Genomic DNA, 14,344 nt, shown 5'->3' on the forward strand with positions numbered 1-14,344 from the left:
TCCTTGTTCTGGTGGTTGGGACTTCAGGCTTGCTCGGGGGCGGCGAACGGCGCGTCCAGCGGCGCGGTGTCGAAGGTGCGCAGCAGTTCCACGAGGATCTGCGTCGCCGGGCCCAGGGGTTTGTCCTTGTTGGAGTAGAGGAAGAAGGTCGGATGGCGGCTGCCGCCCTGGTCCAGGGGCAGCACCTTGAGCAGGCCTTCGTTCAGCTCGCGCTCGATCATGTGCCGTGGCAGCCAGGCAAAACCCAGGCCGCTGCTGACGAACTTCGCGGCGGTGGCCAGGCTGCCCACGGTCCAGCGCTGCTCGGCACCCAGCCAGCCCACGTCCCGCGGTTGCTGGCGGCCGGAGTCGCGGATCACTACCTGCAACTGGCTTTCCAGGTCCTGGAAGGCCAGTTGTCGTTGCAGGCGGTGCAGGGCGTGCTCGGGATGGGCCACGGCGACGAATTCCACCGAACTCATCTCGGTCCCCAGGTAGCCGGGGATGTTGAAACCGCTGATGGCCAGGTCGGCAACGCCCTCGAGCAGCACTTCCTCGACCCCGGACAGCACTTCCTCGCGCAGGCGCACGCGGCAGCCGCGGCTCTGCGGCATGAATGCGGTAAGGGCGCGGACCAGGCGCGCATTGGGGTAGGCGGCATCCACCACCAGGCGGACCTCGGCTTCCCAGCCCTGTTCCATGTGATGGGCCAGGTCTTCGAGCTGGCTGGCCTGCTTGACCAACTGCCGGGAGCGGCGCAGCAGCACGCCGCCAGCTTCGGTGAGCACCGCCTTGCGCCCATCGATACGCAGCAGCGGCACGCCGAGCTGGTCCTGCATGCGTGCCACGGTATAGCTGACCGAGGATTGCGAACGATGCAGGGCTTCGGCGGCTTGGGCGAAGCCGCCGTGATCGACCACGGCCTGCAGGGTGCGCCATTGATCCAGGGTCACGCGGGGCGCTTTCATGAGGGGCTCCTCTTGTCCTAAGCTGGCGCTCCCGCATTGGAGAGCGCCGAATGAGAAAATTCTGTTGTGTGCTGCTGGCCCTGTTGCCCCTGGGGGCCTGGGCCTATCCCATCGATGTCGACAAGCAACTCAACGGCCTGGGCATCGACTACACCGCCTACGACACCGATGAGGACATCGGTTCCATCCAGTTGAACAACTATGGCAAGACCGACGCTACCTGCACCGTGGTGTTTCGCAACGGTCCCGAATCGCCTCGCACCCGCCGGGTGGAGGTCGCGGCGGGGCAGAGCCGGAACGTCACCGCCAAGTTCAACCGCAAGATCATCAAGCTGCGCCTGGACCTGAACTGCCAGGCCAAGTGACTCCAGTGAAGCCAGGGTCGACGACAACGTTGGGACTGGCTTCGCTTATAAACGAAATTATTGATTGGTTATAGCAGTTATTTGCGCTTTTTCATCGATATATCTCTGTTTAATCTGCGCCCCATCGACTTACGCATACCCCGATGGAGGCTTCACCCATGTCCCGCGTCCTGATCATCGAAAGCAGTGCCCGCCAGCAGGATTCCGTATCCCGCCAACTGACCCAGACCTTTATCCAGCAGTGGCAAGCGGCCTATCCGGCGGACTCGATCACCGTGCGCGACCTGGCTCGCAACCCGGTGCCGCACCTGGACGCCAACCTGCTGGGCGGCTGGATGAAGCCTGCCGAGCAACGCAACGCCGCCGAGCAGGATTCGCTGCAACGCTCCAATGAGCTGACCGAGGAGCTGTTGGCGGCCGACGTCCTGGTGATGGCGGCGCCCATGTACAACTTCGCCATCCCCAGCACCCTCAAGGCCTGGCTCGACCATGTGCTGCGCGCTGGGGTCACCTTCAAGTACACCCAGACCGGTCCCCAGGGCCTGCTCACTGGCAAGCGTGCCTTCGTGCTGACGGCCCGTGGCGGGATCTACGCCGGCAGCAGCACTGACCATCAGGAACCCTACCTGCGCCAGGTCATGGCCTTCATCGGGATCCACGACGTGCAGTTCATCCATGCCGAGGGCCTGAACCTGGGTGGCGATTTCCACGAGAAGGGCCTGAACCAGGCCAACGCCAGGCTGGCCCAGGTGGCCTGACGGGTTAATCCCCAGATAATCGCGGGATGTTCAAGTAGCTCCTGCGTACCCCCTTCAAGCCGGTTCGCGCATCGAACCTCCCTTTGCACTGCGTGCTCCTTCAGTGCCAATGCCCGATCGAACGCCTTGCGAGATCGGGCTTTTTTTTGCCGGCGATTTCACCCGCGCCGGCAAAACCGTTATCGTCGCCGCCATCCAAAGATGAGGCGAGCATGGGCTATCTACTTGTTGTCACCCTGATCCAGGCGTTTTCCTTCAATCTGATCGGCGAGTACCTGGCCGGGCATGTCGATAGCTACTTCGCGGTGCTGGTGCGGGTGCTGCTGGCCGGGTTGGTCTTCATTCCGCTGACCCGCTGGCGCCGGGTGGAGCCGGCCTTCATGCGCGGCATGCTGCTGATCGGCGCGCTGCAGTTCGGCATCACCTATGTGTGCCTGTACCTGAGCTTCCGGGTGCTGAGCGTGCCGGAGGTGCTGTTGTTCACCATCCTCACGCCGTTGCACGTGACCCTGATCGAGGACGCCCTGAACCGGCGCTTCAATCCCTGGGGCCTGCTGGCGGCCCTGGTGGCGGTGGCGGGCGCCGCAGTGATCCGTTATGACCGGATCAACCCGGACTTCTTCATGGGTTTCTTGCTGCTGCAATTGGCCAACTTCACCTATGCCGCCGGGCAGGTGCTGTACAAGCACCTGGTGGCTCGCTACCCCAGCGACCTGCCGCATTACCGGCGTTTCGGCTACTTCTACCTGGGAGCCTTGCTGGTGGTGTTGCCGGCGTTCCTGCTGTTCGGCAAGGCGCACTTCTTGCCGGATGCCCCGGTGACCTGGGCGGTGCTGCTGTTCCTCGGGCTGGTGGCCACGGCCCTGGGGCTGTACTGGTGGAACAAGGGCGCCTGCCTGGTCACCGGCGCGACCCTGGCGGTGATGAACAACCTGCATGTGCCGGTGGGCCTGTTGCTCAATTTGCTGATCTGGAACCGCCATGAAGACCTGGGACGCCTGGCCCTTGGCGGGCTGGTGATCCTGCTGGCGGTGTGGGTCAGCCGCCATGGCCAGCGCAGGGTGGCCACGGCGTGAAGGTTACGGGCTCCAGCCAGATTGGGTAGCGGTTCTACGCAGCTGTTACCCCCATCCCCAGGAGCGATGCTTTGCCCAGGACCCGCCACATCGGCGGGTTCTTTTTTGTCACTGTTTTTGCCATTTAAAACAAATAGTTAGCTAGAGAAAGGGAAGGACCAAGCGCAAGGTGACGCGGCTGGCCATGAAATTGCATCTATATGTATATACAAGACATTACAAGATGGGGCTGGCTTTGCTGAAACCGGCTCCAGGCAAGGGAGGGCGTTGCGCCATGAAGTTCCAGGTATTCCACGGCTGGTATGTGGTGTTGGCCACCCATGTGCTGTTGGCGCTGATCTTTGGCGGTGCCTATTCCTTCGGTGCGTTCTTCTCGCAGATCCAGGCCAATTTCGCGGTGGGGAGCTTTTCCGTGGCCTCGGTGTTTTCCCTGACTGCGTTGATCTACTACGCCATGGGGGTTGTCGCCGGCGTGCTGGCCGATCGCACTTCCACCCGGCGGGTAGTGGGGGCCGGCATCTTGTCCCTGGCCCTGGGTTTTTTCTGCGCGAGCCTGGCGTCCGGGTCGTTGTGGTGGTTCCTGCTGTGCTTCTGCGTGCTGGTGGGACTGGGCGTCGGCCTGGTGTATGTGCCGGCGGTGGCGGTGGTCCAGCGTTGGTTCGTCAGGCGGCGCAGCCAGGCCTCGGGCCTTGCCCTGGCGGGAACCGGGGTCGGGACCTTTGCCGGGCCGCTGCTGGCCGGCTGGCTGATGGAGCATTTTTCCTGGGAGGCGACCTTGCAGATCTTCGCCGGCGCGATCCTGCTGCTTGGCCTGGGTGCCACGGCCCTGATGCGCAGCGGCCCCCAGGAGTTGGGGCTGTTTGCGGACGGCCTGCCCGCCATGGCCGAGCGGCCCCAGGCGGCCACGGCTGGCTTGCGCCTGAGCGAAGCCCTGGGCATGGCGCGCTTCTGGTGGTATTTCGCGGCGATCCTGTGCGGTTCGGTGGGGTTGTTCGTGGCGTTGGTGCACATCAATCCCTATGCCCGGCAGGCAGGGCTGGGGGTATCCGCAGCCAACTTGCTGATTGGCCTGATCGGCGTTGGCAACGTCGGCGGTCGCCTGTTCCTCGGCAGCCTGGGCGACCGGATCGGCAGCCGGCGTCTGCTTATCGCCCTGACCTTGGTCCTGGTGCTGTTGAACCTGCTGTGGCTGGTGGCCGATGGCTTCATGGCCCTGGCGTTGTTCGCCCTGTGCTTTGGCGTGGCCAACGGCGGTTGCATTTCGCTCTACCCGGCGGTGGCGGCCGATTGGTTCGGCACCGCCAACCTGGGGGCAATACTCGGCGCCCTGTACATGTCGGTAGGTATCGCGGCATTGCTGGGCGGCAGTCTCGCCGGCTGGTTGTTCGACCTGTACCAGGGCTACGGTGCGGCGATTTGCCTGGGGGCTGCGTGCGCGTTGCTGTCCGTGCTGTTCATCCTGCTGGCTTGCCGTTCGCTGCCTGACCCGCTGTCGCAGGCAGCACCGACGGCAGCCTGAAAACACCAGGAATCGGGGACTGGCGTTTGCATTGGGCGAGGTGATCCCCTAGCCGGTCGACGCTCGATTGCTCGCGATGCTTGTCAAAGTTAGCGCGTGTTTACGGGGTAAACGCAGCGCTCTGAAGCCCATCGCGGGCAAGCCTCGCTCCTACCGTTGCCTTAGCTGATCGGCATTAGTCAGAGCGCCTGCTTCTGGCTCGGGCCGATATGGCTGGCACCCAGCACCGCCGGTAGCAGGCCGGCGCGCAGGTCGTTGCCGCTGGGTTGCTGGTACAGGCTCAGGCCGAACTCCGGCATCACCGCCAGCAGGTAGTCGAAGATATCCCCCTGGATCCGTTCGTAGTCGGCCCATACCGTGGTGCGGGTGAAGCAGTAGATCTCCAGGGGAATGCCCTGGGCCGTGGTCTGCATCTGTCGCACCATGCAAGTCATGTTCGGTTGGATCTCGGGGTGACTCTTCAGGTAGGCCAGGGCATAGGCGCGGAAGGTGCCGAGGTTGGTCATGCGCCGGCGGTTGGCCGACAGTGCGGCAACGTTGCCCTGGGCCTCGTTCCAACTTTTTAGCTCGGCCTGCTTGCGCCCGATGTAGTCGGTGAGCAGGCGTACCCCGCTCAGCCGCGCCTCTTCGTCGTCATGCAGGAAACGCACGCCGCTGGCGTCGATGAACAGGCTGCGCTTGATCCGCCGACCGCCGGACTGCTGCATGCCGCGCCAGTTGCGGAACGATTCGGACATCAGTCGCCAGGTGGGGATGGAAACAATGGTCTTGTCGAAGTTCTGCACCTTGACCGTGTGCAGGGTGATGTCCACCACGTCGCCATCGGCGCCCACCTGGGGCATCTCGATCCAGTCGCCGACCCGCAGCATGTCGTTGCTGGTCAGTTGCACGCTGGCGACGAAGGACAAGAGGGTGTCCTTGTACACCAACAGGATCACCGCCGACATGGCGCCCAGGCCCGAGAGCAGCAACAGCGGCGAACGGTCGATGAGGGTGGCGACGATGATGATGGCGCCGAACACGTACAGCACCATCTTCGCCAGTTGCACATAACCCTTGATCGAGCGGGTGCGGGCGTGCTCGGTGCGGGCGTAGATGTCCAGCAGGGCATTGAGCAGGGCGCTCAGGGCCAGGAGCTGGAACAGGATGGTGAAGGCCATGGCCAGGTTGCCGAGGAACAGCTGGCTGGCCTGGCTCAACTCCGGCACCAGGTGCAGGCCGAACTGGATCACCACGGACGGAGTCATCTGTGCCAGGCGGTGGAACACCTTGTTCTGGCGCAGGTCGTTGAGCCAGTGCAGGGCCGGTTGCCGCCCCAGCAGCCGCACGCCATGCAGCACCAGGTAGCGGGCCACCCGTCCGAGTACCAGGGCGACTACCAGCAACAGGGCCAGGCCCAGGCCGGCGTGGAGGAGCGGGTGTTGGTCGAGGGCTCCCCAGAGGTCCTGGGTATCGAGCCAGAGCTGTTTGAAGTCCATGGGCTAAAACGATTCTTCTGTGTGGCACAAGGGGGGGATTAGAGCATCTAACCCCGGCAAAGTTACGGCTTGAGAAAAATCGGCTAACAAAAAACCAACTCTTTGCCACCGTTTGCACAAAGAAACTCGGCCTGGGCCTCCGAAACCGTTACCCTATGCAGCTGTTTTTTTGCACATCTTCGAGGTAGCACCCGTGTTTTCCCAATTCGCCCTGCACGAACGCCTGCTCAAAGCCGTGGCCGAGCTTAAATTTGTCGAGCCGACTCCGGTACAGGCCGCGGCTATTCCGCTCGCGCTGCAAGGGCGTGACCTGCGGGTGACGGCACAAACCGGTAGCGGCAAGACCGCGGCCTTCATCCTGCCGATCCTCAATCGCCTGATCGGCCCGGCGAAGATCCGCGTCAGCATCAAGACCCTGATCCTGCTGCCGACCCGGGAGCTGGCCCAGCAGACCCTGAAGGAAGCCGAGCGTTTCTCCCAGTTCACCTTCATCAAGTCCGGCCTGATCACCGGTGGCGAGGATTTCAAGGTCCAGGCCGCCATGCTGCGCAAAGTGCCGGATATCCTCATCGGTACCCCGGGTCGCCTGCTGGAACACCTCAACGCCGGCAACCTGGACCTCAAGGAAGTCGAAGTGCTGGTGCTCGACGAAGCCGACCGCATGCTCGACATGGGCTTTGCCGAAGACGTGCAACGCCTGGTGGATGAGTGCCCGAGCCGCCAGCAGACCATGCTGTTCTCCGCCACCACCGGTGGTTCCGGTCTGCGGGAAATGGTCGCCAAGGTCCTCGACAACCCTGAGCACCTGCAACTCAACAGCGTCAGCCAGCTCAACGAGACCACGCGCCAGCAGATCATCACGGCCGACCACAACCAGCACAAAGAGCAGATCGTCAACTGGCTGCTGGCCAACGAGACCTACCAGAAGGCCATTATCTTCACCAACACCCGGGCCATGGCCGACCGCATCTACGGCCGGCTGGTGGCTCAGGACTACAAGGCGTTCGTCCTGCATGGCGACAAGGACCAGAAGGACCGCAAGCTGGCCATCGACCGCCTGAAGCAGGGCGGGGTGAAGATCCTGGTGGCCACCGATGTCGCCGCCCGCGGCCTGGACGTCGAGGGCCTGGACCTGGTGATCAACTTCGACATGCCTCGCAGTGGCGACGAGTACGTGCACCGCATCGGCCGTACCGGCCGCGCCGGCAACGAAGGCCTGGCCATCTCGCTGATCTGCCATGGCGACTGGAACCTGATGTCGAGCATCGAGCGCTACCTCAAGCAGAGCTTCGAGCGTCGCACCATCAAGGAGGTCAAGGGCACCTACGGCGGTCCGAAGAAGGTCAAGGCCTCGGGCAAGGCCGCTGGTACCAAGAAGAAAAAGACCGATGCCAAGGGCGACAAGAAAAAGTCCCTGGCCAAGTCGCCGACCAAGCGCAAGAGCGCCAACCGGCCCAAGAGCGACGGCCCGGCCCTGGTCAGCCAGGACGGCCTGGCGCCTCTCAAGCGCCGCAAGCCCGCGCCGGCCGCTGAGTAAGGCGCTGGCCTGAGGCCACTGAAAAGCCCGGACCTGGTCCGGGCTTTTTGTTTTCCGGACTTTCAGTGGTCGGCTTTTTTCTCGGCGTCGGCCAGTTCCTTGAGGCGTTGGTCGATCAACTGGCAATCGTCGGGCAGATCCTTGCTGGCGCTGCCCAGGTTCATCTTCTGCAGCTCATCGTTGATTTCCTTGGCCTTGGCCGGGTTTTGCTCGGTGATCTTGCTGACCTCCCGGGCCAGTTGCTCGCGCTTGGCGGTGGCTTCGTCCGGGGTACAGGCCCAGGCGGGCAGGGCCAGCAGCAGGCTGCCGGCGATGATGAGCAGGTTCAGGGTTTTCATGGGCTGCGCCTCATGTGGTGGACAGGGGGACATCCGGTTGAGGCGCCTGGAACGGGCAAAGTTCAGTTGGATGGAACAGGTGGCGGGCAGCCTGATCGTCTTTCCAGGATACGGCCTCCCGCCAGCGGCTTAGGGTAATGATGGCACTCTGCTAAAAGTGCGGGCGCAGACGAGAACTTTCAGTCCAGGGCTCTGTTACCATTCGACGCGCAAATCCACTCGGCAGAGCCTCTGATTGGGGTTTTCGGGGCTCGGCCGCGGTCTGCCCCAGGTACCGCCTGCACGGGATGTGCAGGAACAGTCTGCTGATTTCCAGAGGGCTGCGCTTTCTACGCGAAGCCTTCGATGCTCTTGTCTGTACCTGATTCCGAGGGGTGCAAGCCCCTTTGCCTATTCACCTGTCAAAGGATGATGGAGCCCTTCGACCAAGGCTCCACGCTGGGAATACGCCCATGAACTACCTCGAACGCTCCATGTCCGCCCTCCGCTCGATCGGTATCGATTTTCCCGCTCAGGAGGCACCCGTGTTGGCGCTGCTGGACAAGGTGACGGTGTACGACCCCAGCCGGGTGACCAATATCGCCGCGACCCTGCAACAGTCCACGGTGTTCAACGCTTCGGTGCGCGACAAGCTGCAGAGCATGGATATCAGTACCCGCTATGCCGATATCGCTGCCAGCTTCGATTCAATCCAGGCCGATGCGCAGCAGATGATGGAGTGGATGGCCGACGGCAAGCTGCAGTTCTCCGAGCGGATTCAACTGGCCTGGCTGAATATGCGCCGAGGCTCGATTCCTGACCGTTTCGAGGACATTCGCAAGAACTACCTGGCGGTGGCCAAGTCGGCCAATGAGCAGATCCAGCTGGAAAGCCTGATTCTCGAGGCTTACCAGGATTATCGCCTGGCCATGAAGTCGGCCGAAATCGATGCCTGCGAGGTGCTTAAGGTCGCCCAGGCGCAGTTGGACGTGGGGCGCAAGGCCTTGGCGGACGCTGGCGCAGCGCTAGAGGTGGCCGACCTGGAGGCGGCCGAGCGAGTAAGGCTGGAGCTGGCGCGGGATGTGGCGTTGCGCAACCTGCAGGATGAGGACAAGCGCTTCCAGATCATCACCGACATCGCCGATCACTTGAAGGCGGGCTACAGCGCAGCGGAGTTGGTGTTCGCGCGTCTGAGCCAGTACCGCTCGGTGAAGGAGCGTCTCTACCAGCGCGCGGTAAGTTTTTTCGCCACCAATGAGATCGTGTTTACCGGCCTGGCGGCGGGCTTCACGGCGTCCGGTGGGTTGGCCGAGGTCACCCAGACTCTCAATGCCATGAACGATGGCATCAACTCCAGCCTCGAAGCCCAGGCCAAAGCTGGTGGCGCGCAGCTCGAGGCCGCGCTGAAGGCAGGCTATGGGACTAATTTGAAGGCCAGTTCCGTCAAGGCCCTGGCCGAGGCGGTAGTCGATTTTCAAGCCAGCAGCCTTAGCTTGATCCAGGAGCTGCGCAAGGAATCGGCATCGGCAGCCGCCGAGATCGAGTCGATCACCGAGGACAGCAAGCGGCGCTTCAGCGCGCTCCTGCAAAAGGGGCTGTGAGGTGAGCAGTATTTCCCTCACCGAACAGATGGGGGCCATGGCGCTGATCGACGAACTGCGATACAGCCAGGCCGAAGTGCAGAAGCACCTGGACTTGCCCAGGCACCGGCTGTTGGTGGCCGAGCGGATTCGCGAGTACTACCGCTCCAGGGGCATTGAGGTCGAGGATGCCTTGGTCGAGGAAGGCGTGCGCAATTTTTTCGCCAATCGCTTGACCTACGCGGCCCAGCCGATAGGGGCCTGGGCCAAAGGCCTGGCGCGAATCTATATCGCTCGCGCTCGATGGCTGATGCCTGTGGCGATGCTCCTTGTCTGTTTTACAGGCGCGGCCTTCATGGCGCGTCCGGCAGTCAATTTCCTAAGCGAGCTGTGGCTGCGCAGCACCCAGGATCAGCTAGATCAGGCACGAGCCCAGGTCGATGCGCGGGGTGTGCAGTTGGACCGCCTGCAGAAGCGCCTGTCCAGCCTGGAGTCGCAGGCGCTCATCGCTCATTTGGAAGCTGCGATTCGGTTGCTCGAGCCTGTGCGTGAGATCTTGGAGAAGGCGCGCCTGGCGCAGCCGATCAGCCTGCCGACGAAAGCCAGCTCCGCGCGCCGGACAGAAGATGCCGCGCTTGCTGCGTCGCTGGCCAAGGAACTGCAACAGCAGGTCCTGGAGCTCAAGGCTCTGGAGCCGCGACTGGACGCTGTGGCGCAGCTGCTGGCAGCTGATACCAAGCTGAAGGCCCGGGTGACAGGTGCGTCATTCGCCGCGCTCGGCACCACCTATCCGGCACTTGCTGCGGCGGCAACCAAGGCCCGCGCCATGGTGAACCAGGCCGATATCCAAGGCCTTCCGGCGGTACAGGCGGCGCTTGAGCGCCTGGATGGGCTGTTGGCGCAAGCAATCGCGATCAGCCCTTACCTCGCGCAACTGCAAGATGCTCGGGACAATCTGTACAAGATGCGGTTGAGCAAGGCCGATAGCGAGAAGTTCCAACCCTTGCTCGCCCGGGTCGACCAGGCCACCAAGGACATGGATGCGGCAGGTGCCGAGCGTTGGTTGCAGGAGATCGAGCGACTGCGGGCTGTCGCGGCTATGCCCTTGACTCTGGAAGTGGTCAGTCGGGTTGGAGAGAAGTCGATGGTCGAGCGCAACTATGACCCCACCGGTGGCAAGAGCTGGTATCTGCTGACCGAGGCCATAGATGTATCGGGCAATGTGGTGGAGGTCCCTATCACCAGCATCGAGAGCGGCGAGCGACGTTACACCGCGATTTTTGGGGTGCGAGTCAGTCACGCGACGTATCAGGCGGCCAAGCAGGACAAACTGCAGGATGGCCATGTCGATGATCGCTTGATGGGACGCAAGGCTGCCAATTCACTGACCTTCACCTTCGTCAAGGGCCCGGTCAAAAGCAAACCTGATTACATCCTGGAGTGGTAATGAGTGCGAGCAGCATGATGGCCTCTCTTAGCGCCAACTCTCGGCGCTACGAGATCGAAATGCGCAGGCTCCAGAAGGAACTGTCTTCTGCCCATAAGCAGGACTTGCGCCTGCAACAGAAGATCACTGGGGTATTTCCACGGATCGCCAATCTGCAGCTGGAGGGGGGCGCGCAGCTGTCGGATGAAGTGCAGAGCCTGCTGGAGCAGCGCGAGGGAATCGAGTCTGGCCTGCGTGAGCAATTGGCGCAGGTAGATGAAGCGATTGCCAGGCATCTTCAGGAGATGGCGACGGTTTCCCTGGACATGGAGGCTGTCGTCGCTGATCTCGAGCAGCGATTGATAGTGGAGCCTGGGTACCAACGGCAAGCGGCGTTACTCGCTGAAGCCGTCGAGTCTTGCAACGCGTCGATGGCTTCTTACCAGGAGTTGCGCGACGAGTGCCACGCCAAGCTCCAGGACTTTCAGGCCGAGCCGCTGTACCTCTACCTCAAAGGCCGCGGCTTTGGCTCTGAGCGTTACGTTGGCCGGACGTTCTTTCGGACGCTGGATCGATGGATCGCCCGGTTGTGCAATTTCCCCCAGAACAACGCGACCGAGCAGAGCCTGCTGGCCATGCAGAAGGCCAACGAGGATGCCCAGTTGCAGCGTGATGGCCAGCGGGACATTCAGGAGGCCGAACTGGCACGGCTGTATCAGGAGGCCCTGGCGGATACCCAATGGCCGGTGTTGGAGGCGTCCCTGACAACCGAGCGTGACGCAGCGGAGGCCGGCAAGGCCCAGGCCAATTCCCTGCATGAACGGCTGGAGCTGTTTGTTTCCAGGAAGGACGAGTACTTTGCCTTGACGGTCGAGTTGCTGTCCCGGCAGTTGGCCGAGATGGATGCGCTCAAGCTTGAGCACCTGGCAGGGCAGACGGCGACCTCCAAGGACGATGAGCTGGTGAAGAAAGTGGGGAAATTACGTGCCGAACTTGATGACTTGCGGCAGCGGATACCACATCTGGAAGGGGCGATCCAGGATGCAGAACACGACTATGATATGGCGAGCCGGCTTGAGGACGACCTGTTTTGCAATGGATACATCAGCCACCTGTACGACTACTCCTGGGGCCTGAACTTTGACGCGTTGGTGGCCGGCTTCATGGCAGGCGAGCTGTCTTTTTCACAGGTGGCGAATGAAGTAATGCGCCATCGCCGGGAGTTCGAGCCAGCTCCGCGTCCCAGGAGCAGCGGCTCCAGTAGCTCGGGCAGTCTTTTCAGCAGTTCTTCACGCAGCGGTTCCAGCAACTCGAGCAGCCGATCCGGCAGTTCCTCAAACAGCAGTTCCGGTAGCTCTAGCCGTTCATCGAGCAGTAGTGGTGCAGCGCAGAGCTCCAGCGGCTCGTTCAGTTCCTCCCGGTCGACGGGAGGTGGTGGGTTCTCCACCAGTGACAGTCTCTAGCGCATCCATGAGGAGTTTAAAACGGGGCAGCCTTGGCTGCCCCGTGTCGTTTCTGCTCTGTCGTGGCTTACAGCGCCTTGACCGGAAAGCAGATATCGAACTCCAGATCACCGGTTCGATCGCTCCAGGCGTCCATCGGATACAGCTCGAAGGCTGGCCGCGCGTCGGGCTGCATACCGCTCTTGGGCAGCCAATCGCGACACAACTCGCTCCAGGTATCGGCGATATCGGGGCCTTTGCCCTGGTAGTGCGTGATTGCATAGAGGCCACCGGGCAGGGTGGTGACGACCGCGGGAGCCCGGCCCTTGAAGTCGAGGGGGACTTCGACGCAGGCGTCGTAGCGGCACTTCTCGGGTGGGGTGACGTAAGGGTCGTCATGGCCGATGCCGTAGCGTGCGCGGCCCATGAGCCCGTTCTCGGCCATCCAGGGGATGACGGCCTGCTGCCAGAACAGGCCGATCCCCGGCCCGTAGGCGCCGGTATAGCGCAGGTAGGCGACGCGTACGGGGGGTAGTTCCTTGATGGTGACCTTCATCGTGAGCTCCTTCAGGTGGATGAAGGCATCAGGGTCGTCGAAAGCCGGGATGTGGGTCTGATCAGGATTGCGCAATTGCCGCAGGCGGCGTTCGCGAATGTCGTCCAGACGGCGGTGCCAACGCTTGGGCTCGGTATCGCGCCAAGTGCTGGGCGAGACCGAGAAGTGCTGCTTGAACGCCCGGGAAAAGGCCTCGCCGGAGCCGAAACCCACTTCCAGGGCAATCTCCAGGATGGAGGCTGCGGGGTGGCTGGCCAGCAGGTGCGCGCCACGGGCCAGGCGCCGGCGCCTCAGGTAGACGCCCAGGGGTTCACCGACCCAGGCGCTGAACAGGCGATGAAAATGATAAGGCGAGAAATGCGCCACCTGCGCCAAGTCACCCAGCTCCAGGGGTTGGTCCAGGTGTTGGTCGATATGCTCCAGCACCCGGTTCATGCGCAGGGTGTATTCGTGGAGACTGTGGTAGGCGGGGGTCATGCCTACAGCTTAGCTGGCGCTGTGGTGGGACCGCTAGCGCGGCCCCACCATCGATCGTGCCGAGTGTTCAGTCGTCGCAGCAACATCCCGCCCCCTGTTTCGCACCTGGGGTTGGCGCATAGCGGTCATGGTGGCGAACCCAGTTCATGATCGGCCCCTCGTTGCGCCCCTTGGGCGTGAGGTCGAGGAAGTTGTACGCCCCCAGCAGCAGGTCCAGGCCCCGGGCATAGGTGGAGTAGGTGTGGAATATCTGTCCCTGCTCGTTGCGATAGAACACGCTCAAGCCGGGCAGCTCCAGCTCGTTGCCGCTCACTGGCGCATAGTTGTAGCTGGCTGTGGCGCTGGCCAGCTGTTCGCTGTCGAAGCTGACGCCGAAGTCCTGGTTGAAGTCGTCGCCTGCGCTGGAGAGCCAGTCGAAGCGCCAGCCCATGCGCTGGCCAAAGGCCTGGAACTGCTCGTAGGGCGCATGGGACACCGCCACCAGCGCCACGTCATGGTGGGCCAGGTGCAGGTTGGCCCCATCGAAATGATCGGCCAGGAATGAGCAACCCTTGCAGCCTTCTTCCCAGCCGTCTGCGAACATGAAGTGATAGACCACCAACTGGCTGCGACCGCCGAACAACTCGGCCAGCGTCAGTGCACCATGGGGCCCGTGGAAGCGGTAGGGCTTGTCGATCCGTACCCAGGGCAGTGCCCGGCGTTCGGCGCTGAGCCGGTCACGTTGGCGGGTGAAGGCCTTTTCGTTGAGCAGGTGCTGCTTGCGTGCTTCCAGCCATTGTTCCCGGCTGACCACGGGATGGTCGCTGATATCCATGACGTCGTTCCTCAGGGCGGGGGATGGGTTCTACACACGCTAGTCGTTTGGT

13 protein-coding genes are annotated in these 14,344 nt (G+C 62.7%); 8 read left to right on the forward strand and 5 right to left on the reverse strand.

The genetic code is table 11. The features are described 5' to 3' along the window. Positions 1-23: 23 nt before the first annotated feature. A complete protein-coding gene (locus GDH07_RS06115; RefSeq protein WP_022642947.1) occupies positions 24-947 on the reverse strand; it encodes a PA3225 family LysR-type transcriptional regulator in 924 nt (307 codons plus the stop codon). Between the two features lie 50 nt (positions 948-997). Here GDH07_RS06115 and GDH07_RS06120 point away from each other — a divergent pair, with 50 nt between their 5' ends. The 4 genes from GDH07_RS06120 (at position 998) to GDH07_RS06135 (ending at position 4,665) form a co-directional block, all read left to right on the forward strand. After that, positions 998-1,312, forward strand: coding sequence for a hypothetical protein (locus tag GDH07_RS06120; protein WP_053135209.1), 315 nt, complete (start codon positions 998-1,000; stop codon positions 1,310-1,312). Positions 1,313-1,470: 158 nt separating this feature from the next. Next, entirely contained in the window at positions 1,471-2,070 is a 600-nt protein-coding gene (locus tag GDH07_RS06125; protein ID WP_022642949.1) for an FMN-dependent NADH-azoreductase, read from the forward strand. 212 nt (positions 2,071-2,282) lie between these two features. Further along, entirely contained in the window at positions 2,283-3,146 is an 864-nt protein-coding gene (locus GDH07_RS06130) for a carboxylate/amino acid/amine transporter (RefSeq protein ID WP_022642950.1), read from the forward strand. 274 nt (positions 3,147-3,420) lie between these two features. Then, a complete protein-coding gene (locus tag GDH07_RS06135) occupies positions 3,421-4,665 on the forward strand; it encodes an MFS transporter (protein WP_103324890.1) in 1,245 nt (414 codons plus the stop codon). A 179-nt stretch (positions 4,666-4,844) separates the two neighbouring features. Here the strand turns inward: GDH07_RS06135 and GDH07_RS06140 are convergent, their stop codons facing one another. Beyond that, entirely contained in the window at positions 4,845-6,143 is a 1,299-nt protein-coding gene (locus GDH07_RS06140) for a mechanosensitive ion channel family protein (RefSeq protein WP_022642952.1), read from the reverse strand. Positions 6,144-6,336: 193 nt separating this feature from the next. Here GDH07_RS06140 and GDH07_RS06145 point away from each other — a divergent pair, with 193 nt between their 5' ends. Continuing rightward, positions 6,337-7,680, forward strand: a complete 1,344-nt coding sequence (locus tag GDH07_RS06145; protein WP_031321130.1) for a DEAD/DEAH box helicase — start codon at positions 6,337-6,339, stop codon at positions 7,678-7,680. A gap of 62 nt (positions 7,681-7,742) precedes the next feature. On the opposite strand, the gene GDH07_RS06150 is transcribed toward GDH07_RS06145, so the two are convergent. Next, complete coding sequence (locus tag GDH07_RS06150; protein WP_152896923.1) at positions 7,743-8,018, reverse strand: hypothetical protein; 276 nt, start codon at positions 8,016-8,018, stop codon at positions 7,743-7,745. A gap of 452 nt (positions 8,019-8,470) precedes the next feature. Here GDH07_RS06150 and GDH07_RS06155 point away from each other — a divergent pair, with 452 nt between their 5' ends. From GDH07_RS06155 to GDH07_RS06165, 3 genes are read left to right on the forward strand one after another with little or no spacing between them, the layout of a single operon-like run. Continuing rightward, the gene (locus tag GDH07_RS06155; protein ID WP_152896924.1) at positions 8,471-9,598 is read left to right on the forward strand and encodes a merozoite surface protein 3b; all 1,128 of its coding nucleotides are present in this window, start codon (positions 8,471-8,473) and stop codon (positions 9,596-9,598) included. A gap of 1 nt (position 9,599) precedes the next feature. After that, positions 9,600-11,024 carry a DUF6384 family protein gene (locus GDH07_RS32750; RefSeq protein WP_178124011.1) on the forward strand — a complete coding sequence of 475 codons (1,425 nt, stop codon included), beginning with the start codon at positions 9,600-9,602 and terminating at the stop codon, positions 11,022-11,024. After that, the gene (locus GDH07_RS06165) at positions 11,024-12,466 is read left to right on the forward strand and encodes a coiled-coil domain-containing protein (protein ID WP_152896925.1); all 1,443 of its coding nucleotides are present in this window, start codon (positions 11,024-11,026) and stop codon (positions 12,464-12,466) included. The genes GDH07_RS32750 and GDH07_RS06165 overlap by 1 nt, the downstream gene beginning before the upstream one ends. Before the next feature lie 67 nt (positions 12,467-12,533). Here the strand turns inward: GDH07_RS06165 and GDH07_RS06170 are convergent, their stop codons facing one another. Both GDH07_RS06170 and GDH07_RS06175 read right to left on the reverse strand, forming a co-directional pair. Beyond that, entirely contained in the window at positions 12,534-13,478 is a 945-nt protein-coding gene (locus GDH07_RS06170; RefSeq protein ID WP_152896926.1) for an AraC family transcriptional regulator, read from the reverse strand. Between the two features lie 67 nt (positions 13,479-13,545). Beyond that, on the reverse strand, positions 13,546-14,292 hold the full coding sequence (locus GDH07_RS06175; protein ID WP_022642959.1) for a DUF899 domain-containing protein: 747 nt from the start codon (positions 14,290-14,292) through the stop codon (positions 13,546-13,548). Positions 14,293-14,344 lie beyond the last annotated feature (52 nt).

Origin of the sequence: Pseudomonas piscis, assembly GCF_009380155.1 — a bacterium.
GTDB classification, from domain to species: Bacteria; Pseudomonadota; Gammaproteobacteria; order Pseudomonadales; family Pseudomonadaceae; genus Aquipseudomonas; species Aquipseudomonas piscis.

What these genes read in the sequence shown, in the direction of transcription:
- GDH07_RS06175 (WP_022642959.1), bottom strand. Translation starts at nt 14,292, where the DNA reads ATGGATATCAGCGACCATCCCGTGGTCAGCCGGGAACAATGGCTGGAA.
- GDH07_RS06165 (WP_152896925.1), top strand. Translation starts at nt 11,024, where the DNA reads ATGAGTGCGAGCAGCATGATGGCCTCTCTTAGCGCCAACTCTCGGCGC.
- GDH07_RS06170 (WP_152896926.1), bottom strand. Translation starts at nt 13,478, where the DNA reads ATGACCCCCGCCTACCACAGTCTCCACGAATACACCCTGCGCATGAAC.
- GDH07_RS06155 (WP_152896924.1), top strand. Translation starts at nt 8,471, where the DNA reads ATGAACTACCTCGAACGCTCCATGTCCGCCCTCCGCTCGATCGGTATC.
- GDH07_RS06135 (WP_103324890.1), top strand. Translation starts at nt 3,421, where the DNA reads ATGAAGTTCCAGGTATTCCACGGCTGGTATGTGGTGTTGGCCACCCAT.
- GDH07_RS06115 (WP_022642947.1), bottom strand. Translation starts at nt 947, where the DNA reads ATGAAAGCGCCCCGCGTGACCCTGGATCAATGGCGCACCCTGCAGGCC.
- GDH07_RS06140 (WP_022642952.1), bottom strand. Translation starts at nt 6,143, where the DNA reads ATGGACTTCAAACAGCTCTGGCTCGATACCCAGGACCTCTGGGGAGCC.
- GDH07_RS06150 (WP_152896923.1), bottom strand. Translation starts at nt 8,018, where the DNA reads ATGAAAACCCTGAACCTGCTCATCATCGCCGGCAGCCTGCTGCTGGCC.
- GDH07_RS06120 (WP_053135209.1), top strand. Translation starts at nt 998, where the DNA reads ATGAGAAAATTCTGTTGTGTGCTGCTGGCCCTGTTGCCCCTGGGGGCC.
- GDH07_RS06125 (WP_022642949.1), top strand. Translation starts at nt 1,471, where the DNA reads ATGTCCCGCGTCCTGATCATCGAAAGCAGTGCCCGCCAGCAGGATTCC.
- GDH07_RS06130 (WP_022642950.1), top strand. Translation starts at nt 2,283, where the DNA reads ATGGGCTATCTACTTGTTGTCACCCTGATCCAGGCGTTTTCCTTCAAT.